This is a genomic window from Neobacillus camarae (genome assembly GCF_054950115.1).
Window position 1 is genome coordinate 293,770 of sequence record NZ_JBUCKX010000001.1, and the last position, 24,974, is coordinate 318,743.

Genomic DNA, 24,974 nt, shown 5'->3' on the forward strand with positions numbered 1-24,974 from the left:
AATAATATACTAAAATAATTACCGGAAAAAGATATGGGTCATTGATTGTTGTTCTCCTTTGGTATAACTGGGATTATATTGAAATTAATAAATTTTTCAAAAAATATTGATTTTTTAATAAAAAGATAATATTATTCCAATATACCTTTTTTTAAGAATATACTGCATATTGCATGATATATATTGGAGGAATACCTTATGGAATTATTTAGAAAAAAGTCGATACAGACTCTAATACAAGAAGCTGAACATAAAGATGTTACGTTAAAGAAGGATTTGGGAGCATTTGATTTATCCATGCTTGGGATTGGGGCAATTATTGGAACGGGTATATTTGTACTGACAGGAGTGGCTGCTGCTGAACATGCAGGTCCCGCACTGATTCTGTCTTTCGTCCTATCCGGATTGGCTTGTGTGTTTGCAGCCCTATGCTATGCCGAGTTTGCATCGGCAGCACCGGTTTCGGGAAGCGCCTATACGTATAGCTATGCCACCTTTGGTGAAATTATTGCGTGGATATTGGGATGGGATTTGATTTTAGAATATGGCCTGGCATCTTCTGCGGTTGCAAGCGGCTGGTCAGGGTATTTCCAGGGGCTGATTGCCGGGTTTGGTATCCATTTTCCCAAGGCAATAACGAGCGCCTATGATCCAGCAAATGGAACATTCATCGATGTTCCTGCGATCATAATCGTTTTTGTGATTACCTTATTACTGACACAAGGCGTCAAAAAGTCAGCCCGGTTCAATTCAATTATGGTTATTATCAAGCTGGCCGTTGTTGTATTGTTTATGGTGGTGGGGGTTTGGTATGTAAAACCATCCAACTGGACACCGTTTATGCCTTTTGGATTTTCCGGTGTAACGGCTGGAGCGGCTACTGTATTCTTTGCTTATATTGGCTTTGATGCGGTGTCCAGCGCTGCGGAGGAAGTAAAAAATCCCCAGCGCAATATGCCAATTGGGATTATTGCCTCCTTATTAGTTTGTACGGTTTTGTACATTGCGGTTTCTGCCATATTGACAGGAATTGTTCCCTACCAGAAGCTTGGCGTAAAAAATCCGGTTGCCTTTGCGCTTAATTACATCCATCAAGATTGGGTGGCAGGTTTTATATCGCTTGGGGCGATAGTTGGAATCACTACCGTGCTGCTAGTCATGTTGTATGGACAGACACGATTGTTCTACGCCATCAGCCGGGACGGTTTGCTTCCAAAGGTATTTTCAAAAGTGGATGAAAAGAACCAAACACCGATGGCCAATACATGGATTACTTGTATCCTTGTCAGTATCTTCTCGGGTTTGATTCCGTTAAGTAAGCTGGCGGAATTAACGAATATTGGGACGCTATTTGCTTTTATGACTGTTTCTGTAGGGATATTGGTTCTTCGTAAAAGCAAGCAGGCGCCAAAATCTGGCTTCCGTGTTCCTTTTGTCCCGTACATTCCTATTTTGGCCTTCTTATTCTGTGGATTTTTAGCGGTGCAATTGCCTGCTTTAACATGGATTAGCTTTGCGGTATGGCTGGTAATTGGGCTGGTAGTATACTTTGGCTATGGCAGAAAGCATTCGACTTTAAATCAGACTTCCATACAAATGAAAAAAGCAAGCTAAGAAAGCAGGAATCCTAACTGAAGGGATTCCTGTTTTTTTGTGACGGTGGGCGAAAAATTTGTCGAATATCATCGATTTTTTTCTAAAAATTTGTCACAATGTTTCGGAATGATGGTAGAATGGTAGGAGAAAATGTAATATTTTGTGATAGAGCACTTGGAATAAGGGGTTTAGTTAATGAAAGACAGAGTCAGCAGCCCTAGGTTGGTTTACGAAGAAAAAAAAGCTTTAAAGCTCTTTTTGTGGTTGTTTTATATTTGTTTTTTTGGATTTGAAATATTTTGGTTTTATATACTGCCAAAGTTTAATGGAGCAGGAAACCAACAATTATTTCATCAAGGATTAGGAATTTGGTTATACTTCATTATCCTATGTTTATTACCCTTCTCTTTGTATCAAATGAAAAAGGGTAATACTTTTTTTGTAAAGTATTTAATATTATTCATCTATATATTAGTGGATGTAATTGATAATGTACTGATTTATTTTGGAACAACGTTGGAGTTCGCTTCGGGAAACATTGTAGAATTGCTTTTTATATTATTTTCACCCATTTTTGTTAGTGAAAAATACTTTTGGGCTGCAACGCTAGGAATCACTGGAAAATATGTACTAATTGGGTTAATCCTTCAAGACTCCTCGGTTTTGTCACCAATTGTAATAATTATTATTTTGTCAATCATTGCGTATATTTTTCTAAATAGATTCGATTCCTATATTAAATCCTTAACTGGAGTATATGAAGAACTACGGAAAAAGGAAAAATTGGCTGTCATGGGACAAATGTCGGCAGCCATTGCACATGAAATAAAAAATCCTTTATCCTCTCTAAAGGGATTTCTTCAGCTTCAGAATGAAAAATATCCGAATACAAATGATCACTATTCAATCATGGTACAGGAGATTGATAGAATTAACACCATTGTTAATGATTTAATGTATATCGGCAGACCTAGGCGTTTGAATCTTGAAAAAGTTAGTATAGAAGAAATAATTCATTATACCGCTTCGTTGTCAAACCAACGGGCTATAGATCAAGGTATATCTGTCGAAACAGAATTTGAAGAAGCATTACCAAGGATTGATTGCGATAAAAGCCAGTTGAAACAGGTTTTCATTAATATCATAAAAAATGCAATAGAAGCAATGCCTGATGGAGGCCATATTAAAATTAAAGCGGCTGCTATTAACGATTCAGAGCTGCAAATAACGATTGAGGATGAGGGGTACGGAATATCGAAGGAACACTTGCCTAATCTTGGAGAACCATTTTTTTCAACTAAGAAGGATGGGACTGGCTTAGGATTAATGGTAATTAATCAGATTATCAAAGAACATAAGGGTGAATTTACTATCGAGAGCAACATTGACAATGGAACCAAAGTTAGTGTTATATTACCAATAACATTAGTTTAACAGATGCATAAAATCTACAAATACTACATTATTAAAATGTTTTACTGTATTTTTTATTAAGCTATAATAGTATAAATGGATGAATTTTGGTGAAATTTGTAATAAAATGTAAATCGGTGTGTTCTTGAAAAAATATTAAGGTAGTTTGTATAATGATGGGTATATTTTGGAGGATTGTATGATTCCGCATGAAGAACAGCGAACCGTTAAATGGTTTCTTATATTTTTTTATATTATTATGGTAAGTTATGATGTTTTTTATTATTACATTGCACCTGGAGTAATAACCACTCAAAGAGAGGTAGGGTTTCCTAGTAAAATTTGGTTTTTAAACTATGCAGTATTAATTTTATTAATACCCGTCATACACTTTTTAAATAAAACCAATAGAGTATTTTTAATAAAGTATGTATTTATTATTAGCTATTTTTTAACAGTATTTATGGTCGATATTTTGTCCTACATTGGAAATGATGTTCCTTACACAAGTGGGAATATGGTAGAAGTCTTTTTAATCCTTGTATTGCCCCTTTTCTTAGATAGAAAATACTTTTGGGTTGTGAGTATAGGAGAAATCATTAAATATTCCTTGACTGGTATAATTTTAAATACCTCTTACGTTATAATGCCATTAATATTAATGGCGGTTTTATCGGTTATGTCATTCTTTTTATTAGTACGTTTCCAGGGGTATGTTCAGGCAATTGGTGATTCCTACGATAAGCAACTCGAAGGAATAGTGAAAGGAATAATTGCTACATTGGAGTTAAAGGACCCTTATACCAAGGGGCATAGTGAACGGGTGGCTTATTATGCGTTATTACTTGCAAAGCACAGTAGCGACTTATCCAAAGCGGAACAAAAATCTTTTTATCATGCATGTTTATTGCATGATATTGGAAAAGTCCATATTCCTGATTCGATTCTAATGAAACCAGGGAAACTTACGAATGATGAATATGAAATCATTAAATCTCATCCAGCAGTTGGTGCTAAGGCAGTTCAGGGAGTTGAGGGGATTAATGGGAGTATATCAGTAATTCGATCTCACCATGAACGTTGGGATGGAAAAGGATACCCTGATCAACTAAAAGGTGAAGATATACCATTACTTGCTAGAATAACTGCCATTGCGGATGCATTTGATGCAATGACATCATCAAGATCTTACCGTGCTGCAATGCAAGTTGATGAAGCATATAAACGTATCGTTAGTGGAACGGGTACCCAATTTGATCCTTCGCTAGTTGAAAAGTTTAAAGAAGTATATCCGGCGTGGGTCGAGTTTCATGATAAGTTTCCATGGCAAAAAAAATATGGGTACTAAAGGAGGTGGATTGATGATGAAAATCCGCAAATTAAAGAAAGTGAAGACAACGTGCTGGTGGTGCCCGTTCTTGGGAGTAACTGGTTGAAAGGAGGGGTGCTGGCGTAAGCCATGCATCCTTCTTTATTCTATTTAAAGGGTGTTTTTATGTACGTTACACTTGAATCACATATATCTCTAGTACCAATAGAAATACGCAAAGATAAGAAGCATTACATTATAGAGGATAAATACTCGGGTGAGTTTTTTGAAATGCCCGAAATTTGTATTGAAGCCATAAGATTAATGAATCAAGGCGAGACCCTAGACAAAATAGAGAAAAAACTTTCTTGTCAATATCCTGAGGAAGAAGTAAATCTTTTGGATTTTGTCAGCCAACTAATTGATCTTGATTTAATTGAAGAAATAGATGGCCACAGAGTGGAGTTTAATAAACCTAAAAGTGAGACATCTGGGTTTTTGTGGATATCACCGAAAGTCGGAAAATTTTTCTTTAATAAATTCGCATATCTTCTCTATATTGCTGTTTTTTTGTTGAATATCATCCTTTTTGTTATCAGGCCATCTCTTTTCCCTGAGTATACTGATATATTCGTTTTTGATGTCATGGTACTTAATGCAATTTTGTGGATGGCGTTCACTTTCATTTTAGTCCTCTTTCACGAATTTGGTCATATTTTGGCCATGAGGGCTGTCAATCTGCCGACAAAATTAGGGGTTGGCCACCGCTTGTTTTTTGTCGTGTTTGAAACAGAGCTGTCGTCGATTTGGAAACTCCCATCAAAAAATCGCTACGTGTTATTTTTTGCCGGCCTTTGCTTCGATAATGTTATCCTATTGATTTCTTTAATCTGCCAAATGAAATTTGGGGAAGATCATAAAATTATTTTAGGGTTATCCAGCCTTGCTGTCTTTGATATTATCACAAGAATTATCTATCAATGTTGTATCTATATGAAAACAGATTTATATTTTGTACTAGAAAACGTTTCTGGTTGTTATAATTTAATGGAAAGTGCAAACAAGAAGATTAGGGATTGGATTCCGCTTTACAAAAACAGTAGTCAAGAAGAGGTTGTTTACTCAACTGAAAGGAAATTTATCTTCTTATATACTATTTTTTATATTGCGGGTATCTTTCTGACTATTGCTTTATACGGTAAATATTATGTACCAGAATTATTATATGCTGGAAAACAGAGGATACTTCCAGGCTTCTTGAAAGGACCAACAAATATTGACTTTTGGGACGCACTTCTTTTTTCACTACAGATTTCGGTATTATTAATAATTTTAATTAAATCATGGAGTAAAAAGTATCAGCATAATAAGACTTAAATGAATTTAAAAGAACCAGGCTGGGTAAGACAGCCTGGCTCTTTTGCTTTATAGTTTAAATGAGCTTTTCAGAGATACAATTCGGTTAAACACAAGTTTTTCAACGGTGGTCAACCGAGGGTCAACATTGAAATACCCGTGCCGGAAGAATTGGAATTTATCGTTTGGCATACTTTCCTTCATATTCGGCTCAACAAACCCTTGGTGGATTTCAATGGAATCAGGATTAACTTTATCTAGGAATGTTTTCCCTTCATCTGATTCATCCTCAGAATCTTCCATGATTAGGGGTTCATACAGGCGAAATTCAGCCGGCACAGCATGAGTGGCTTCCACCCAGTGAATCGTGCCTTTGACTTTCCGTCCTGTAAAACCGGTGCCGCTTTTCGTTTGCGGATCATAAGTGCAGCGAAGTTCCACGATTTTACCATCTGCATCCTTTACGATTTCCTCGCACTTGATAAAATAAGCATGCTTCAACCGGACTTCATTGCCAGGGAAGAGGCGGAAATACTTTTTCGGCGGACTTTCCATAAAATCATCTTGCTCAATATAAAGCTCTCGGGAGAATGGAATTTTTCTCATGCCCATTTCGGGATTTTCTGGATTGATTTCCGCATCCAATAGCTCAATTTGGCCTTCCGGATAGTTCGTAATAACAACCTTCAATGGGTTAATCACACCCATTGTCCGGGGGGCTTTCAATTTTAAGTCTTCACGAACAAAGTGTTCGAGCATTTCGACATCGACTGTCGCATTATGTTTAGAAACCGCCGTTTCTTTAATGAAATGACGAATAGATTCAGGCGTGAATCCTCTCCTGCGCATGCCGGAGATTGTCGGCATCCTCGGGTCATCCCAGCCGTCCACATATCCTTCTTCAACCAGCTGTTTCAGCTTGCGTTTGCTCGTCACAGTATTGGTTACATTTAACCGGCCGAATTCAATTTGCTGTGGGGTGCTTTCCATTTCGCATTGCTCAACCACCCAGTTATAAAATGGTCGCTGGTCCTCAAATTCAATTGTGCAAATGGAGTGAGTAACCCCTTCAATGGCATCCTCCAGTGGATGCGCAAAGGTGTACATTGGATAGATGCACCACTTATCGCCCGTATTGTGATGGGTAGAATGGGAAATACGATAGATAACAGGGTCACGTAAATTTATGTTAGGTGAAGTCATGTCTATTTTAGCGCGAAGCACCTTTTCGCCGTTGCCAAACTCACCGCTTTTCATTCTTTCAAACAGGTCAAGATTTTCCTCAACGGAACGGTTGCGGTAAGGACTATTCTTTCCTGGTTCGGTTAGGGTCCCGCGGTATTCACGGATTTCGTCGGCACTTAAATCATCCACATATGCCAGCCCTTTTTTAACTAAAAGCACGGCACGTTTGTACATCTCGTCAAAGTAATTCGAGGCAAAACATAAATTTTCCCATTCGTAGCCGAGCCATTTTACATCTTCTTTAATAGAATTGACGAACTCAATATCCTCTTTTGCTGGATTAGTGTCATCAAAACGTAGGTTGGTCGTTCCGTTAAAATCATCAGCCAAGCTGAAATTCAAGACAATGGATTTAGCATGTCCAATATGTAAATAACCGTTTGGCTCCGGAGGGAAGCGGGTTACAATGGTCTTGTGTTTTCCGGATTCTAAGTCCTTTACCATAATATCTTTTATAAAATTAGATGTTTGATTATCCACCCTTTTCAACCTCTTTCTTCATATCTATCTCTTATCTATACCATAAATAATGATATTTTTCCATTGTTGTCCGCAAATCATCCGAAAAATAGAGGAGAAAATTATTTATAGTATAGGAAATTGTATATTATAACTCTGTGGAAAACTTTATTCTGAGCGAGACACGTCCAGCTCCAGCACCCTAGCGCCTAGTGTCCTTCGCTCTCCGCCCTACGATAAGTCAAGCACGAATGCGCCTCCGGCTCTTCGTGTTTCCTTTATCCCGTTCAACGGGCAGTAGATTCTCAACTGCCCGTAAGAACCCGATTGGTTCAACTAACAAATTGCGAGAAAAACGCTCGCTGATTGAAGTTTCACTTTATCTCAGTTGGAGAGGCTCCAGGCCTGTCGTGCGCTGACGAGGGCGATTGTGCATTTGTTTTTGAAAACAAAATTGGTAAGTTGGCGGGAAAACCGCTAAAATAGGATGTTGAAACCATACATCGAGGGGAGTAGTCAAGTCAATGCTTAATTTTGCAACTATAGGTACAAGTTGGATAACAGAAAGCTTTATTCAAGCAGCGCAGTTAAGTAAGCAGCTGCAGCTTATCGGTGTTTACTCACGTTCATACGATAAAGCAAAAAAACTGGGCGACAAATTTGGTGCCCAAGCTATCTATACTGATTTAGAGGAAATGGCTCAAAATAAGGATTTTGACGTGGTTTATATCGCTTCACCTAATTCAGTCCATTTTGACCAAGCTCTGCTGTTTTTGAAAAATAACAAGCATGTCATCTGTGAGAAGCCGATTTTTTCAAACACACGGGAACTGGAAATCGCCTATCAAACGGCAGAAGAGCATGGCGTTTATTTGTTCGAAGCGATTCGCAACATTCACACGCCGAATTTTCAGATTTTAAAGAAACAGCTTCATCTGGCAGGGACTTTAAGGAGCACCATGCTTCCGTATATTCAATATTCCTCTCGTTATGATTCATTCTTGCAGGGAGAAGAGCCGAACATCTTTTCCGCCAAGCATTCTGGCGGAGCAATAGTCGATTTGGGGGTTTATCCGATTTACTTGGCAGCCGGATTGTTTGGGGAACCTAAAAAGGTCACTTATCATCCCGTGATTTTACGGAGCGGAGTGGACGGCAGCGGAACCTTGGTTTTAGAATATGATGAGTTTGTCTGCACAATCCTTTGTTCAAAAGTATCCCACTCGGTTCTTCCGTGTGAAATTCATGGAGAGAAGGGTACATTCCTGTTGGAGGATGCGGCACCCATATCCAGTATTACTTTTATCGACAGTCATACAAAAGAATCCAAGGTATTAAGCGAGGAACTAGAAAAGGATAATATGGTATACGAATGTATCAACATAGCGAATATCATTGCTACAAAAGATAACCAACGATATGAAGAGCTAAAAAGCTTAAATAAGATCGTCCTTAAAATAACAGAAGAAGCAAGAAAGCAGAATCGTATCCTTTTTGATTCAGAAAAATAAGAAATGCCAGTGGATGAAACGTCCACTGGCATTTTTTGCGCTATTATCAGGATGCTTGTTTAAGATCAAGAACTTCATTCTCTTTAAGTTTTTGGGCGGGTGCTATTTTTTCCAGGATGAAGCCTGCCAAACCTCCGGCAAGCGCTGGAATAACCCAGTCAAGGCCAACTGACGCAAGTGGGAGATAAGCGATGAAGGAATCTAACAGATCCCATTTGAATCCAAACATCTTCACTCCATCATAAAAGCTAACCAGACCGGTTAATAGGATAGCACCAGTGTAGACCTTGTGAGATCCGCCAAAGAGACGATGGAAAAACGCCAAGCTCACCAGTACGATGGTGATTGGATAGGCCATAACGAGGAATGGCACAGAGATCGTGATAATTTGGTTCAGGCCAAGATTGGCAATTAAAAAGCTGGCAACAGTGACTAAAGTGACCACAACACGATAGCTTACTTTTGGAGCAATTTTTGAAAAATATTGGCCACAGGCGATGGTAAGACCCACACAGGTGGTAAAACAGGCAAGCGTAAAAATGGCGCCCAAAAGAATTTTGCCGCCGCCGCCTAAAAGAAGCGTGGAAGCGGATGATAGAAGGTCAGTTCCGTTTTCGAATTTTCCATAGGAAGACATTTTTGCCCCCAGGAAGCCAATCCCGACATAAACCAAAGCCAATGCTGCCCCGGCTACGAGTCCGCTTTTGATGGTATAGGCAGTCAATTGTTTCTTATCTGTCACCCCTTTTTGTCTTATGGCCGTTAAAATAACAATCCCGAATGCAAGTGCCGCAAGTGCATCCATGGTGGAATAACCATCAATAAATCCCTTAAACAGGGAGGCGGTCCTGTAGGTTTCAACTGGTGGCTGCAATGGCTTGTCCAATTTGACAAAGCCGGTAACACAAAGGATAACAATCGATAACAATAATGCGGGGGTAATCCAACGCCCCATATAATCGATAACCTTGGAAGGATTGAGGCTCAGCAGATAGACCAAGGCAAAAAAGACGACTGTAAAACCAAGTAACAGCAGGGATGAGTTGACAGAAACGTTTCCAAGAAACGGTTTTAACCCCATTTCAAAGGCTACGTTGGCATTCCGGGGGATTCCAAAAAATGGCCCAATTGATAAATAAACGATGATGGTGAAAGCCGGTCCAAACCATGGGTGCACTCTGCTTCCAAGACTATTCGCGCCGTCCTTTACAAGGGAGATGGAAATGAGGACAAGGACCGGCAATCCAACTGCCGTAATAATGAAACCGATGATGGCCGGCCAAAAAACGGTGCCGGCTCCCATTCCCAAAAATGGAGGGAAAATTAAGTTTCCGGCTCCAAAAAACATCGAAAATAACATTAAACCTACAAAAAAAGTGTCTCTTTTTTTCATTTCTTTCGCTCTCCTTTTTTCCTTTGACAACAATAAAAATCCATACAAAAAGCCCGCCCCCGTAATAGGGACGAGCTTATCTCGCGTTACCACCCTACTTCCGCAAACAAATAGCATTTGCGGCTCTCGATCAACGTACCATCATACGTGTCCTGTGTTAACGGCAGGAAGTTCCGGCAAGGCCTACTCGTGAAATGAACATTTCGACCCGGCATCTCAGAGATGATTTTCACTTGTTTGTTGACACCGGCTTTCACCAACCGCCGGCTCTCTGCAGTCAAGGGTACCAAGCTACTCTTCTCGTCATTGATTTTCATTGTTGAGCCCGCTAGATTTAGTTGATTCAGCGGGAAAGTTTGATTAAAAGTATTTTTGATAAACTAATTATATTATTTTTTAATAGTTTTGCAAGTGATTTTTTTCTGAAAAATCTTATTAAATTTTAAAAAAATATAATATTACAATATTATTAAAATTAATTTGACATATTTGAGAAAACCCTTGTGACAGCTTTTTGAAACCATCTCTTAGATGATTTACTTCACATTACAGGTTGGGTATGGTTTTAATGGTAAGACTCTGTTAATTAGGCTGTTGGTCTCCGCTTCAGGCGCTCAGCAAAACCGGCGGGCGTGCCGGGGAGCCTCCTCGGCCCCGTACTCCCGCAGGGGTCGAGCTTATCCGCTCCAATCAATAGAGTTTAAAAAGTTAATATTATCGTTGAAAAGAGTTAATGGTATATGTAAAAACAATATGGAGGGAAGGATATGAAGTCTAAAGCATGGTATAAAAAGCAGTTGAAACGAAAGCCGGTGCAAATCACGAGATATGTGATTCAAACTGTTTTTCTCCTGTTTTTACTGTACGTAGGATTCCAATTCTATCAATTTTATATGCATTTCGAATCATTGGGGGAAAAACCTTTTGTCAAGCGACCTTCTGCGGTTGAAGGATTTTTGCCTATTAGTGCGCTTGTTGCCTTCAAGGTCTGGGTAACTACAGGACAATTTGACACGATTCATCCAGCCGGCCTTGTCCTATTAACCTTTTTCGTTGGTTCGGGTCTTTTGTTTCGCAGGGCGTTTTGCAGCTGGATTTGCCCGGTTGGAACAGTCAGCGGACTTATTGCCGATCTTGGGAAAAAAATATTTAAAAAGAATTTTGAAATGCCAAAATGGTTAACCTGGCTGCTGACACCGTTAAAATATGTGCTGCTGTATTTTTTTATCAGCATGATTATTGCCATGCCAACCTACCAGGCAGAGGTATTTATCAATGATACATACAACAAAATTTCAGATGTGAAAATGCTGCTATTCTTTTTTAATATTGGCGGCTTTGCTTTGAAATTCTTACTCGTGATATTTGTTTTATCCCTGTTTTTCCGAAACTTCTGGTGCCGGGTTCTTTGTCCGTATGGTGCTTTAATCGGGTTGGGGTCTCTCTTTAGGATTACCAAAGTCCGCCGTAATGAAGCGACTTGTACCAATTGTGAAATGTGTACCAAGGTTTGCCCGCAAAGACTTCAGGTTCATACGAAAAAGGCTGTCAATTCGCTTAATTGCAATGCCTGCATGTCTTGCGTGGAAGCCTGTCCGATAAAAGATACCCTAAACATGACGGTGGTTAATAAGAAGGTTAATAAATGGGTTATTCCGGTTAGCTTTCTTGGTTTATTTTTTGTTGTGGTGACCGTTGCAAAAATCACCGGCCACTGGAACTCGATTATTACCTATCAGGAATGGGAGCAGTTGATTCCCATTGCAAGTGAGGTCGGTCATTAATTTTTAAAAGGAGTGAGCAGCCTTTAGCAGGGGCTGCTTATTTTTTTTGAAAACCAGGTTGTGAAACAGAAGAATCTTTTTTACAATGAAGATACTAACTCGTACTGTTGAAAAAGATTGGATGGATGAACATGCTGTTTATTTCTGAAATGCCGAAAGAGGCAAAAGAAAAAATTCTCTTTGCCGGCCTTATGCTTTTTACTCATGATGGGTTTAAAAATACGTCAGTGCTTGATATAGTCGAATTGGCAAGAGTATCCAAAACCACCTTTTATCAGCATTTCAGCAGTAAGGAACAATTGATGGCATATCTTTTTGATGTTTTGGCTGCAGAAATCATGGAAGAGGTAAAACTCGCCGTAAGCAACGAACACCGAACCGCCTATAAAGCATATGCAGGGATTCACCGTTACATTGAAATTTGCTTTACTAATATAAAAGCTGCCAATCTTGTACTGGTAGAATCGGTGGGGGTGTCTCCAGAGGTTGAAAAAGTCCGCAGCGAAGCCCATCGCCGGTTTGCTGGAATGATGGCTGAGATGGTTCAAGGCGTGTTGCCAAATACCGTTTCAGAACAGGAAATTCGCATTGTTTCCCAGGGCATGGTTGGGGCGATTAATGAAGTCGTGATCCAAAACTATAATGAAGACGGAGATAGCCTTGTTCATTTTGATGACCTTGCCCGACTTCTGAACCGAATTGTTATCGCATCATTTGTGAGTTTGGCCAGTTGAAAAAAAATCATGATAGTATCCTTTTTATGCATGGGTGGGAAATGACCCATGCATGTTTTTTGTTCACATTTAGTATAAGAGGTGGTCGAAAATAGTCGAACAGTTTTTGTTGTGTAGTACGAATACGTATTGGTATCATTTAATTATAATAAAATATTTTGAATATTTTAATAAAAAGGAGGGAACCGATGATTTCCTTTATGCCGAGTGAGGATGAAAAGTCCTTTGTTGAGGTTGCTAGAGCCTTTTCCATTGAACATATACGCCCAAAAGCAAGATTAATAGAAGAAACGGGAAAAGTTCCCGAAGACATCTCAGAAAAGTTACACGGGTTGGGATTCACAACACTTGAGTTGCCGGAAGACTATGATGGTTTGGAACTGCCGTTGGTGTCGCAGGCCCAAATACTCGAAGCGCTATGCTTTGGCGACCTTGCCGCCATTCAAGGCTTACCGGGATTAAATGAAGCGGCTTCGTTTATCCGGCTGCTTCCCGGTAATCCATTATTTGCTCCCTTAAAGAAAGGCGGCAGTCGGCCAACAATATCCTTATTGGCGAACCAATCGAATCGCCCAATCTCCATTCAAACAAATGACAAAGGCTACCGTTTAGATGGGGTGTCCATTCCTATTAAAATGGGAGAGGCTGCAACTGGGGTAGTCATTGCCGGGGAGGATGAGAATCGGGAGGATGTACTTCTTCTGCTCGAAAGCGGGACACACCAGTGGCATACGGTCAGGGGCGATTACCGTCTGGGTTTACTAGCATCAAAATGCGCGCGCCTACAATTCGATCAATTGGAAGTGTCCGAAGACCACGTGCTGGCGAGAGGGGAGGCTGCCCGTCAAGTCATTCAAGGCTCGTTAGCTAGAATTCGTGTCCTTGAAGCCGCAAAAGAGATTGGCATTATGGCTGCTGCTCTAACCTATACGATCGAATATACGGCCGGAAGAAAAGCTTTCGGCCAGGAAATTGCTAAGTTCCAGGGAGTTTCTTTTAACACCGCGCAAATGGCGATGCAAACCCAAGCGGCTCGGAATTTGGTTTGGGCAGCCGCCAAAAAGCTGGATAACGGAGAACCGGATGGGGTTCAGGCGTCGCTGTCCGCGCTCCATTTCGCCCATCGTGCAGTCCGATTTGTTACAGATTCTGCCGTTCAACTGTTGGGCGGACATGGATATGTTCAGGATCATCCAGTCGAAAAATGGATGCGGGATGCCCAAGCACAAGTGAATTTATGGGACAGCGAAAAGGAACTGTTGGTGAAAAGCGGTGAATATCTGTTACTAGGGAAAGAAAGGAGGGAACCTGATGATATCCTACGAAATGGAACCACAGCAGCAACAAGTTAAAGAGATTGTCCACTGGTTTGCCGAAAATGAAATGCGGCCAATCTCTATGCTGGCTGACAAGTTAGCCAGTGTACCGGATGAATGGCTTAGAAAGGTCAACAGTATCGGCATTTCCATGAGTACTTCCACTTTAGGAGAAGGGGACGAATCGAAAAAGAAGGTTGAGAAGAAGGAGCGGCAGGGGAACAGACTCGCTGTCATCGCCACTGAGGAGCTGGCTTGGGGAGATGCCGCAATTGCTCTGACACTTCCCGGCCCAGGATTAGGCGGTCCCCCCATCCAGCATAGCGGGACGCCAGAGCAAAAAAGGAGGTTCCTATCCATCTTTTCCAGGGATGAGGAACCGCGCTGGGGTGCCTATGCTTTGACGGAGCCGGAGGCAGGTTCGGATGTGTCAGGCATCCAGACAACAGCTGTGAAAACAAAAGGCGGATATATTTTAAACGGTGAGAAAATCTTTATTACCAATGGCAAACGGGCTTCCTGGGTTGTTGCGTTCGCCACGGTCAACAAAGAACTGGGCCGGGCCGGGCATCGTGCCTTTGTTGTGGAAAAAGGCACACCAGGTTTCTCCTGTTCCCGTGTTGCCCATAAAATGGGACTTCGGGCTTCAGAAACGGCTGAGCTGGTGTTTGAAGATTGCTTTGTTCCAGAAGAGAATTTGCTTGGCGGTGAAGCGTATTATGAAAATAAAGGTTCCGGCCCGTCCGGTTTTCGTGTGGCAATGAAAACATTTGATACCACAAGACCCATTATTGCGGCCATGGCCACCGGGATTGCCAGAGGAGCCTATGAATATACCATCGATTTAATCAAAAAGGAGTATCCGCTACATGGAAGGCAGTTCCAAATGGCGGCGGAAACACTTGCAAGCATCCAGCAATCAATTGAGGCCGCACGGCTTTTGACATGGGAATCTGCATGGAAGGCGGACTTAGGTCTGCCGAATGCCAAAGAGGCGGCCATGTGCAAAGCGTTTGCGGGGAAAATGGCACTAGAAGCCACTTCAAAATGCCTGGAGCTGCTAGGGCCGACTGGGTTGGAAAACCACATTGTTGAAAAAATGTACCGCGACGCGAAAATTTTTGACATCTTTGAGGGAACCAACCAAATTCAACAGCTCATTATCGCGAGACATTTATACGAACCTTTTGGCATCCGAGTTTAATCTTTTTCAGCCATATTTTCATAACTTACTATATTGGAGGATGAAACCATGACAAAAACAATTGAAGAGTATTCATTAGCGGAGTTGTTCAACAAAATCGAGGAAACATTAAACGAAAATTCCGGGCCAATTGAGGGATTCACTGCCTCTTACCTGTTTGATATCACCGGAGATGACGGCGGACAATATCAGCTTCGTTTCCAAGATGGCAAAGCATCCGTGGAAGCGGGCGCTGACACACCAGCAGATTGCACCTTGAGTATGTCCCTGGCAAGCTTCCATGACTTTATGCTGGGCAAGTTAAACGGAACAGTCGCCTTTATGACCGGAAAATTAAAAATCAAAGGGGACATAGGCAAAGCCCTTAAAATCGAAAGCATCCTCCGCCAATATAACGTTAAAGAACACCTATAAACTTAAGGGGCCTGTCCCCCAATCTAGTAACGCGGTAAAGCGGTGGGGGCCTGTCCCCCAACCTAGTAAAGCGTTAAAGTGGTGGGGGATAGTCCCAATGTATATGATTGGAGGTGTCAAATGAAGCCGAATAATTTAGTAGAAATGGTGTCCCGGACGGTACAGCGTTATTCCGATAAGGATGCTTTTTTGTGGAAGAAAAATGGAAGATATCAAGGGATCAGTTATTTCTCTTTTTGGACTAAAGTGAGACAGGTAGCCGCCGGGCTTGCACACTTTGGAGTGAAAAAAGATGATAAAGTAGCGATTCTTTCAGAAAATAATCCCAATTGGCCCATCAGCGACTTGGCGATTATGAGTTTGGGCGCTGTCAGCGTGCCCATCCATTCCACACTGCCTCCAGAGCAAATTGCCTACATTTTAAAGAATGCCGATTGTATGTTTCTTTTTGTACAGGACGAACATCATTTGGGAAAAATCATCCACACAGACGCCACCGCACCACTGCCTACAGCGATCTTTTATCCACCAGCGAATTTTACGAATACAGACCAACTTTTAACTATTGAGCACTTGGCCTATCTTGGGTCCATTCATCCCATTTATCATTGGGAAGCCGGGTATAGTGCCATTTCAAGAGAGGAACTTGCCACTATTATCCATACTTCCGGAACGACCGGTAAACCGAAGGGGGCCATGTTAACCCATGGAAACATTTTGGCCAACATCGAAGGCGTTCAATTCTGGGTATTGGAAGCAAGACCTGATGATGTTTTGCTGTCCCATCTGCCATTATCCCATGTGTTTGAACGGATGGCAGGACAGTTTATGCCATTATCCGCCGGGTCTACGATTGCCTATGCGGAAGGAATCGAGAAAGTGCAGGAAAACCTTTTGGAGGTCAGGCCCACTGTTTTAGTCAGCGTGCCGCTATTGTTTGAAAAAGTCTATGCGCAGGCCCAAAAGCTTGTGGAATCGGGCACCCCGTTAAGAAAGAAGATTTTTAATTGGGCCATTGATGTTGGAATGATGAAATACGAGTACTACCAGAATCAGACCTTTGATGGGTTAATGAGGAACGGATTTTTACCAAAGAAACTTCAGAGAAGATGGAAGCTCGCCAATGCTTTGGTCTATAACAAAGTGAAACAGAAATTAGGAGGGAGAATCCGCGGGCTGATCTCCGGGGGCGGTGCCTTAAATCCTGAGATTGGCAAGTTCTTTTGGGCCGTCGATATTCCGGCGCTTGAGGGGTACGGGTTAACGGAAACCTCTCCGGTCGTCTGTACCAATCCTATGCTGCGGACGAAAGTAGGAACGGTGGGTAGGCCGCTTCCAAATCTTGAAGTGGCCATAGCCCAGGATGGAGAGGTCATGGTCAAAGGCCCCAGTGTGATGATGGGGTATTACAAAGATCCCGAAGCAACTGCTGAGGTATTCAAGGATGGCTGGTTTTTAACCGGTGATATTGGGAGCCTGGATGAAGAAGGCTATCTAAAAATTGTTGATCGCAAGAAACGAATCATCGTTTTGAAAACGGGCAAAAATGTCGCTCCGCAGCCAGTGGAAAATGCGATGACACAAAGTATGCATATCCAAAATGCCGTTCTGATTGGTCAAGACCAAAAGTATGTCATTGCCATGATAACGCCAAGCATTGAATATCTTTTGCTTTGGGCTAAAAAGAAAGGGCTTTCAACCGATGTGAACCAGCTAGTCAAACATACAGAAACACAAGCGCTGTTAACGAGAGAAGTCGTAAAACTGACTAGCAAGTTTCCGAAGCATGAGCAGCCGAAAAAAATTATTATTCTCGGAAAGGAATGGACAGTAGAGGGCGGGGAACTTACTCCATCCCTAAAAGTACGTCTACCGGAGATTCAGAAAAAATATCAAGAAGTAATTGCCCTTGCCTACGCAGAGGAAGGATTCACTGATTTGCTGACCGCAGCAAATGAAGTGGCAGTAGGATTATCATTGAAATATGCAGAAGGGGAGAGAGGAAAATGACACTGCCTTTAGAAGGAAAGGTCGCCTTGGTTACGGGAGCGTCCCGAGGGCTGGGAAGAGCGGACGCTTTAAAGCTTGCGGAAGCAGGGGCGGATGTGGTTGTCACCGACATTTTAATAGAGGACGGCCAAGATCTAGAAGATACCTCGGAATCACTTGGACCCATTGCGCAAATCATGACACAAACTAAACAAATATACACCAAGTCGACTACTGAACAAATCCGGGCAATGGGAAGGAAGGCGGCAGCCTTTAAAATGGATGTGACCGACCGTTCTGAAGTGGAAGCTGTCATGAAACAGGTAAAGGAGCAATTTGGAAAGATTGATATCCTGATTAACAATGCAGGGACATTGGATCACACGGCAAGGATTGAGGATCAAAATGACGGCTTTTGGGAGCGCGACTTACGGGTGAACTTAACGGGGGCCTATAATTGCTGCAAAGCCGTCTGGCCGTACATGAAGGAGCAGAATTGGGGCAGGATTGTCAACATGGCCTCGGTTGCCGGAACGTTGGGCGGTTACGGACAGGCAAGTTACTCGACAACCAAGGCCGGCATCCTCGGTTTGACCAAATCGCTTGCATTGGAAGGGGCTCGGTACAATATTACAGTCAATGCCATTGTTCCAGGTATCATCAAAACGGAAGCGTTTGAATTTACCAACCCTTCCATGCGGGAACGGATGATTGCCAGAACCGCGTTCAAACGTCCCGGCGAACCAGAGGATATTGCCAACGCGATTTGCTTCCTCGTTTCTGAACAGGCTGGATATATCACGGGGGTTGGTCTTCCCGTTACCGGAGGAATTGACCTTTTTACTTTTTAATATGATGGGAGACAAGTTTGATGAATTGTTTACTCGAAAAGAAGGACCAGGTTGCCTTGGTAACGATTAATCGCCCGCCGATGAACACATTAAGCCGAGATACTCTCGCAGAACTGGATTCGATATTAGGTGAACTAGAAAAGGATGATTCCATCCGTTCCATTCTTTTGACAGGATCAGGTGATCGAATTTTTTCCGCCGGAGCAGATATTTCTGAATTCGGTGACATGAGCGACCCAAAAAAATCGCGAACCAATATTCAGCAGATTCATGATTTCTTTTTTAGGCTAGAGCGTTTTCCAAAGCCAGTAATCGCTTGTATTAATGGCAAGGCTTTGGGCGGTGGAAACGAACTGCAAATGGCTTGCCATTTAGCGATTGCTTCTGAGACTGCCGAATTTGGCCTTCCGGAAGTACGGCTTGGCATTATCCCAGGATACGGAGGAACCCAACGTTTGCCCAGGCTCATTGGCAGACGCCGGGCAGTCGAACTCATGCTGAGCGGGGATAGGATTTCTGCCCATAAGGCATTAGAATACGGATTAGTTAATCGGGTTGTTCCGCAGGAAAAGCTGATGGAAGAAGCTTTGGACTGGGCATCAAAATTAGCCGCAGGTCCCCCGCTTGCGATGAAGGGCATCCTTGACTCTGTTAACCGCGGAATGGAACTCCCGATTCAAGATGGAACCGGGATTGAACTCGAAAACATGTTGGCCGTTCAAAACAGTGAAGATGCCATTGAAGGGGTTACCGCCTTTTTTACTAAACGAAAAGCGGAATTTAAAGGAAAATAGCTTGCTGCAACTCTATTTGAACCAAAAAGCGTATCCCATTTGGAATACGCTTTTTTTCAAAATTATCAATGTATATGTTTCCTGCGGAAAATCAGCCAGTAACTTGCAATCCCAATGACGCTAACAATCCCAACAAGGACCGGAAGTATATAGTTAATAATGGCTGGCTGTTTATTTTCCGCAGATTGATTGACTGCTGCCGATTCTGCTACAGTCTTTTCCTTCGCTGCATTTAGTTTAGCTGTTGCTTGTTCTTTTAATCCTGCTGCTTCCCCGCTTGCAAATTCAGAAATGCCCAATCCTGATTGATAGGAGGCACTTTTCCAATTGGAATCTGCCAATACATTCGTTCCCAATAGAAAAAACAACATGGAGAAGATTATATTAATTTTTTTAAACATTATATCCAACTCCATAATATTGTTAAGTTTTGTTGCCTTATTCTAACATCCTTTTAAATAGGTTAAATCAGTTTCAGGGCAATGTTCACAAACCTTTCAAAAAGCAAGTCGATAAATCTTCACAAATTGTTCTTAATTGAGAACAAAATAAGCTTTTTATGGTATCATTTGAATACACAGTGTAAACCAGTGTTTAAAAAATGATCGATACATACATATTAGTACAGCCAGAAAATGTTGATGGATGAAAGGGGAATGCTATGAAACTTGGTCTGTTCTTACTGTTATCGGGAATATTGGATGCCTGTTTGACCCATTTTGGAATCCAATTCGGCGTGATTGAAGAAGGAAATCCCGTCATGAAGTTTGTTATCGAAAAAAACTGGTCCTTGTTTTATCTCATCAAAATTCTCCTTCCAGTCGTATTAATAGTGCTCTTAATCGTTCACCCCATCACCGCATTAATGAAAAAGCTCTTGATTTCGGCAAGCATCTTGTATTTTTCCGTCCTCCTTTATCACCTGACTTGGATTGCCCTCTACACCTTTCGCATGTAACAGAAATATTGGACACTAAGGCATCCGTTAAGGTAGTATCAATACGATATGAAAATTAGGTAATAATAAGAAAAATGTTTGGAAAAAAGGAGCAAATCATGTTAAACACGCTAAAACCTTTTATTCAAGAAGCTTGGCAAAAATCAGGCTTTCAATCGGTAGTTGCCATTCAGGAGAAGGCAATACCTGTAATTTTGGATGGGAAAGATGTGCTGGCTGAATCTCCGACAGGCACAGGCAAAACCCTTGCGTATCTCCTGCCATTGCTACAACGAATAGATACAGATTCCCAATCTTTGCAAGCTATTTGTTTAGCTTCCTCCCAGGAGCTGGTCATGCAAATATTCCAGGAATTTCAAAAATGGTCAGAAAACAGCGGCATTAGAGGGGTTTCGATTATCGGAGGAGCCAACCCGAAGCGACAGCTGGAAAAGTTAAAAAAACGCCCCCAGATTATTTTTGCAACGCCGGGGCGATTACTTGAATTAATCAAACAGAAAAAAGTGAAGATGCATGAAGTGAAAATGGTCGTACTGGATGAAGGGGACCAGCTCCTGGTTGCAGAACATTACGGCACTGTAATGAATATAATTAAGTCGACCATGGGGGATCGTCAAATCGTCCTGTTTTCAGCTACACTTAAGCCGGAAACGGAACAAAAAGCCAAGGAATTAATGAATGATCCTGAAACCATTAAAATCGATAAACAGGCGGCTGCTACAGCCGGGGAAGTCGAACATATCTATTTTTTATGTGATAGAAGAGACAAGGTTAAGCTGTTGGAAAAGATATCCCGATTAGAGAAAAGTAAGTCGCTGGCGTTTATCAATGACATTGGTGAGCTTGAGGTTTTCAATCAGAAATTGAACTTCAAGGAACTTTCAGTTGGGGTCCTGCATAGTGATATGAAAAAACTGGACCGTCAGTCAACACTTAAATCTTTCCGTGACGGGAAAATGAACATGCTGGTTGCGACCGATGTTGCCGCAAGAGGACTTGATATTGAAGGAGTTACTCATGTGGTGAATATTGACTTTCCGAAGGATTTGGCTCAATATGTTCACCGTGCAGGAAGAACCGGGCGCATGGGGGCAAATGGCATTGTCATTTCGCTAGTGACGGAAAGGGAAGAAAGAGAATTGAAACGTTTTTGCAAGGAGTTAAAGATTTCACTTCATAAACGAGTTTTTTATAAAGGTCAAATTGCGGATGAAGGGCAGAAGTTAAATAGGTAAAAGGCATGGATTCCATGCCTTATTCTATTGCCACTTTTGATAGAGTTTTCTAATAGAGAAAAACAGACATGCCATTTTAGCATGCCTGTATGTTGTTACCTATTTAATCTTAATTCAACCATGTTACCATTATACCAATAACGTCTTTCCGTTGTGTAATTGGATTGCGCCCCTGAAGTTCTGCGTCTTCTGTTTCTCCGTCTTCTACCAGAGCGGCGAGACCCGCGAGAGCGGCCGGAACCAGAGCGGCGAGACCCGCGAGAGCGGCCGGAACCAGAGCGGCGAGACCCGCGAGAGCGGCCGGAACCAGAGCGGCGAGAACGGCGAGAGCGGCCGGAACCAGAGCGACGAGAACGGCGAGAGCGACCAGAGCCAGAGCGACGAGACCGGCGAGAGCGACCAGAGCCAGAGCGACGAGAACGGCCGGAGCGACCAGAACGGCCGGAGCGACCAGAACGGCCGGAGCGACCAGTACGACCAGTACGGCCAGTGCGGCCAGTACGGCCAGTGCGGCCAGTGCGGCCAGTGCGGCCAGTGCGGCCAGTGCGGCCAGTAGCGCCAGTGCGGCCAGTGCGGCCAGTGCGGCCAGTGCGGCCAGTAGCGCCAGTGCGGCCAGTGCGGCCAGTGCGGCCAGTACGGCCAGTACGGCCAGTGCGGCCAGAACTTCGACCGCGGCTTGATCTTCGAGAACGCCTTCTTCTGTTAGAATAAGGTTCTTGGATTAGAAACTCATCCATTCCCTGGGTAGTTACATCCTCAACCGCCTGCTGGATATCACATACCTCGTAAACTTTCATAAATTTACCCCCATTCATTTTCCTAAGGCGGAATCAGATAATTCAATCATCCACCCTGTACTACAAGTTACGTTTCAAAGATAGGTACTGATTAGACAAACATACAGTTTAAATAAAAATATACTCTTGTCTAGTTAAGAACTTCTTTTTGCATTGGTACATACGATTTATTGAGTGCAAAAGGAGGCTTAGCTATGAATTTGCCAAAAATAGAACTATTTATTAACCCTGCCGATTTACGGGAACTTAAATCTGATATATGGAACGATGACCCGTTACCGGCTTCTTTAAGGATAGGAAAAAAAAGGGCAGAAATTGACATCTCTTATAGGGGCTCTCATATAAGAAAATTTAAAAAGAAGTCATTTCATATTTCACTTTTCAAGTCCAACTTTATGGGGATAAAAGAGATTCATTTAAACTCGGAATACAAGGACCCTTCCCTGCTTCGAAATAAACTTTCCCTTGATTTTTTTCACCAAATTGGTTGTCTTTCCCCATCCTCCAGGCATGTTCTCCTCTCTATTAACGGAAAGGCTGAAGGAATTTACCTTCAACTTGAATCAGTAGATGAAAACTTTTTGAAAAAAAGGAAACTTCCCATTGGCCCCATCTTTTATGCTGTTAATGATGATGCCAATTTTTCATTATTGAGCCCTGTGGACGAAAAAGCCAAGTCTGACCTCTCAGCAGGCTATGAGGAAAAAATAGGGACAAAAGAAGATTTACTCGGCCTGGCCGATTTTATATATCGATTGAATACAACCTTAAAGAAAGAATTCGAAGCCGATATCCCCAAACTGTTAGATATTAATAAGTACTTTCGCTGGCTGGCGGGGGTGGTCTGTACTCAGAACTATGATGGATTTGTTCACAATTACGCCTTATATCGGAATGGAGAAACAGGACTCTATGAAATCATTCCTTGGGACTATGATGCAACATGGGGAAGGGATATCCATGGAGAGGAAATGGAGTATGATTATGTACGAATCCAAGGATTTAACACACTAACCGCAAGGCTTTTGGATGTGGATAGGTTTAGAAAGCAATATGCCAATTTACTGAATCAAATCTTAACTGAAAATTTTACGACGGAAGCAATGGAACCTCAGATTTACAAATTACACTCTGCTATTCATCCCCATTATAACCAAGACCCTTACCTTAAAGGCCAATTCAATGTTTTTGAGAAGGAACCTGAGTTTATCCTTCGGTTTATTGAAGCTAGGCGAAATTACCTAAAAAAACATGTAATCGATTTGGAATAAATAGGCGTAAGCAACTTTTTTAATAAATAGGCAATTTCTTCATCGCACTCAAGAACTAGGGTACGTATACATGAAGTATAACTATCCCCTATGGATATTTGACAAGGAGGAAAAAACTAAATGGCGGGAAGGAAAAGCAATCAATCTAACCAATCAGATCAATCTATTCCATTGGATGCATACCATTCATTTCTAAAATCATTAGTGGGTCAACAGGTACAAGTGTATAAAGGGGGTCCTGAAAGTAAACAAGGGACATTATTGGATGTACAATCTGATTATATTTGTGTGCTGGCCCAAAACAACAATAACAACAATAATAATAACAAGAATAACAACAACCAAAATAATAACCAAAATAATAACGTAAATAATCAAAACCAAAACCAAAACCAACAGTCAACCGTTGTCTATTATCGCACTCAGCACCTCCAAAGCATTAGTGAAAACACTAAATCCAATTCGATGCCACGCTATCAGAGTGATACACAAGAACAGAATGAATTCTATAGCGCGGGCAACTTTGATATGTTAATGGAGAATTTTACTCAAAAGTATGTTCAGATTAACCTTGGAGGTCCTGAGTCTAAAGCAGGTATGCTTCTTGACCGTTCAGGCAACTATGTAGCGATTTTAACCGAAGATGACGGTGTCGTTTATTACAACGTCCACCATATCAAGAGCATTAGTGAATATAACAACAATAACAATAACAATAACAACAACAATAATAATAATAATTCTCAAGAATCCGGACAGCAGGTGCAAATTCCTGAATACGTCCATGCTGATGATTTCCACGACCTATTTGGCCAGATGAGCCACAAATGGGTATCCATCAATAGGGGAGGACCAGAGGCAATCGAAGGCGTTTTAGTCCAAGGGATGGGCGGACACTACACGATTGTAAACAATGATGAAGTGCTAAGGATTAATCCTTATCATATTAAAAGCATTAGCAGCGGCCCTAAAGGTGCCATGAAACAACAAAACAACAATAACAATTCGCAACAGCAAGATAATTCAAATTCAAATTCAAATCAAGAAAATTCGCAGTCCCAGCAACAAAATCAAAATAACCAAAGCGGGCAAAGTAATAATTCCAGCAGCAAAAAATCCAGGAAAGATAATAGCAAATCCTCCAGCAGCTCAAGCAGTTCGGACCACTACAGACGCGAAAGAGTCGTTAAAAAAATCGACTATGTATGGAAGCCACGTTAATCGCTTACCACAAAACCAGGCATTCTTGAGTTTAAAAAGGATGCCTGGAATACTATTGACTTCATTGTACCAAATTAAAAATTCTAGAGAATGAGGCTATTGGATACACCAAGCTGAAAAGGGG

At 41.8% G+C, this 24,974-nt stretch carries 21 protein-coding genes and 1 other annotated feature; of the genes, 18 read left to right on the plus strand and 3 right to left on the minus strand.

Going from position 1 to position 24,974, the window contains the following annotated elements; translation table 11 throughout:
- The first annotated feature begins 198 nt into the window (after positions 1-198).
- From ACY8D0_RS01370 to ACY8D0_RS01385, 4 genes are all read left to right on the plus strand, one after another.
- A complete protein-coding gene (locus ACY8D0_RS01370; protein WP_462408724.1) occupies positions 199-1,614 on the plus strand; it encodes a branched-chain amino acid transporter BcaP in 1,416 nt (471 codons plus the stop codon).
- 177 nt (positions 1,615-1,791) lie between these two features.
- Complete coding sequence (locus ACY8D0_RS01375; protein WP_462408725.1) at positions 1,792-3,030, plus strand: ATP-binding protein; 1,239 nt, start codon at positions 1,792-1,794, stop codon at positions 3,028-3,030.
- A gap of 178 nt (positions 3,031-3,208) precedes the next feature.
- Positions 3,209-4,357 carry an HD-GYP domain-containing protein gene (locus ACY8D0_RS01380; protein WP_462408726.1) on the plus strand — a complete coding sequence of 383 codons (1,149 nt, stop codon included), beginning with the start codon at positions 3,209-3,211 and terminating at the stop codon, positions 4,355-4,357.
- 147 nt (positions 4,358-4,504) lie between these two features.
- Positions 4,505-5,695 carry a hypothetical protein gene (locus tag ACY8D0_RS01385; RefSeq protein ID WP_462408727.1) on the plus strand — a complete coding sequence of 397 codons (1,191 nt, stop codon included), beginning with the start codon at positions 4,505-4,507 and terminating at the stop codon, positions 5,693-5,695.
- A 48-nt stretch (positions 5,696-5,743) separates the two neighbouring features.
- Here the strand turns inward: ACY8D0_RS01385 and ACY8D0_RS01390 are convergent, their stop codons facing one another.
- Positions 5,744-7,399 carry a glutamine--tRNA ligase/YqeY domain fusion protein gene (locus tag ACY8D0_RS01390; RefSeq protein ID WP_462408728.1) on the minus strand — a complete coding sequence of 552 codons (1,656 nt, stop codon included), beginning with the start codon at positions 7,397-7,399 and terminating at the stop codon, positions 5,744-5,746.
- A gap of 503 nt (positions 7,400-7,902) precedes the next feature.
- On the opposite strand from ACY8D0_RS01390, the gene ACY8D0_RS01395 reads away from it, so the two are divergent.
- Positions 7,903-8,889, plus strand: a complete 987-nt coding sequence (locus ACY8D0_RS01395) for a Gfo/Idh/MocA family protein (RefSeq protein ID WP_462408729.1) — start codon at positions 7,903-7,905, stop codon at positions 8,887-8,889.
- A 46-nt stretch (positions 8,890-8,935) separates the two neighbouring features.
- Here the strand turns inward: ACY8D0_RS01395 and brnQ are convergent, their stop codons facing one another.
- Positions 8,936-10,282 (minus strand): branched-chain amino acid transport system II carrier protein, encoded by a 1,347-nt coding sequence (gene brnQ, locus ACY8D0_RS01400; RefSeq protein WP_462408730.1) that lies wholly within the window; start codon positions 10,280-10,282, stop codon positions 8,936-8,938.
- 63 nt (positions 10,283-10,345) lie between these two features.
- Positions 10,346-10,598, minus strand: a binding site (T-box leader).
- Positions 10,599-11,049: 451 nt separating this feature from the next.
- Here brnQ and ACY8D0_RS01405 point away from each other — a divergent pair.
- The 8 genes from ACY8D0_RS01405 (at position 11,050) to ACY8D0_RS01440 (ending at position 19,368) form a co-directional block, all read left to right on the plus strand.
- Entirely contained in the window at positions 11,050-12,066 is a 1,017-nt protein-coding gene (locus ACY8D0_RS01405; protein ID WP_462408731.1) for a 4Fe-4S binding protein, read from the plus strand.
- A 131-nt stretch (positions 12,067-12,197) separates the two neighbouring features.
- Positions 12,198-12,800 (plus strand): TetR/AcrR family transcriptional regulator, encoded by a 603-nt coding sequence (locus ACY8D0_RS01410; RefSeq protein ID WP_462408732.1) that lies wholly within the window; start codon positions 12,198-12,200, stop codon positions 12,798-12,800.
- Between the two features lie 188 nt (positions 12,801-12,988).
- On the plus strand, positions 12,989-14,152 hold the full coding sequence (locus ACY8D0_RS01415) for an acyl-CoA dehydrogenase family protein (RefSeq protein ID WP_462408733.1): 1,164 nt from the start codon (positions 12,989-12,991) through the stop codon (positions 14,150-14,152).
- Positions 14,112-15,320: an acyl-CoA dehydrogenase family protein gene (locus tag ACY8D0_RS01420; protein WP_462408734.1), complete on the plus strand. Its 1,209-nt coding sequence runs from the start codon at positions 14,112-14,114 to the stop codon at positions 15,318-15,320. Before ACY8D0_RS01415 ends, ACY8D0_RS01420 begins: the two co-directional genes overlap by 41 nt.
- A 48-nt stretch (positions 15,321-15,368) precedes the next feature.
- Positions 15,369-15,734 carry an SCP2 sterol-binding domain-containing protein gene (locus tag ACY8D0_RS01425; RefSeq protein ID WP_462408735.1) on the plus strand — a complete coding sequence of 122 codons (366 nt, stop codon included), beginning with the start codon at positions 15,369-15,371 and terminating at the stop codon, positions 15,732-15,734.
- A 120-nt stretch (positions 15,735-15,854) separates the two neighbouring features.
- Positions 15,855-17,744 (plus strand): AMP-dependent synthetase/ligase, encoded by a 1,890-nt coding sequence (locus ACY8D0_RS01430; protein WP_462408736.1) that lies wholly within the window; start codon positions 15,855-15,857, stop codon positions 17,742-17,744.
- Complete coding sequence (locus tag ACY8D0_RS01435) at positions 17,741-18,574, plus strand: SDR family NAD(P)-dependent oxidoreductase (protein ID WP_462408737.1); 834 nt, start codon at positions 17,741-17,743, stop codon at positions 18,572-18,574. Before ACY8D0_RS01430 ends, ACY8D0_RS01435 begins: the two co-directional genes overlap by 4 nt.
- Positions 18,575-18,594: 20 nt before the next feature.
- Positions 18,595-19,368: an enoyl-CoA hydratase/isomerase family protein gene (locus tag ACY8D0_RS01440; protein ID WP_462408738.1), complete on the plus strand. Its 774-nt coding sequence runs from the start codon at positions 18,595-18,597 to the stop codon at positions 19,366-19,368.
- Positions 19,369-19,433: 65 nt separating this feature from the next.
- Here ACY8D0_RS01440 and ACY8D0_RS01445 read toward each other — a convergent pair whose 3' ends face one another.
- The gene (locus tag ACY8D0_RS01445; RefSeq protein ID WP_462408739.1) at positions 19,434-19,769 is read right to left on the minus strand and encodes a hypothetical protein; all 336 of its coding nucleotides are present in this window, start codon (positions 19,767-19,769) and stop codon (positions 19,434-19,436) included.
- Between the two features lie 260 nt (positions 19,770-20,029).
- Here ACY8D0_RS01445 and ACY8D0_RS01450 point away from each other — a divergent pair, with 260 nt between their 5' ends.
- The 5 genes from ACY8D0_RS01450 to ACY8D0_RS01470 all read left to right on the plus strand — a co-directional run bounded on the left by ACY8D0_RS01450 (position 20,030) and on the right by ACY8D0_RS01470 (position 24,850).
- On the plus strand, positions 20,030-20,326 hold the full coding sequence (locus tag ACY8D0_RS01450) for a DUF5658 family protein (protein WP_462408740.1): 297 nt from the start codon (positions 20,030-20,032) through the stop codon (positions 20,324-20,326).
- Between the two features lie 98 nt (positions 20,327-20,424).
- Positions 20,425-21,561, plus strand: coding sequence for a DEAD/DEAH box helicase (locus tag ACY8D0_RS01455; RefSeq protein ID WP_462408741.1), 1,137 nt, complete (start codon positions 20,425-20,427; stop codon positions 21,559-21,561).
- A 151-nt stretch (positions 21,562-21,712) separates the two neighbouring features.
- Complete coding sequence (locus tag ACY8D0_RS01460) at positions 21,713-22,117, plus strand: hypothetical protein (protein WP_462408742.1); 405 nt, start codon at positions 21,713-21,715, stop codon at positions 22,115-22,117.
- Between the two features lie 435 nt (positions 22,118-22,552).
- Positions 22,553-23,629 (plus strand): CotH kinase family protein, encoded by a 1,077-nt coding sequence (locus ACY8D0_RS01465; RefSeq protein ID WP_462408743.1) that lies wholly within the window; start codon positions 22,553-22,555, stop codon positions 23,627-23,629.
- 120 nt (positions 23,630-23,749) lie between these two features.
- Positions 23,750-24,850, plus strand: coding sequence for a spore coat protein (locus tag ACY8D0_RS01470; protein WP_462408744.1), 1,101 nt, complete (start codon positions 23,750-23,752; stop codon positions 24,848-24,850).
- Positions 24,851-24,974: the final 124 nt, after the last annotated feature.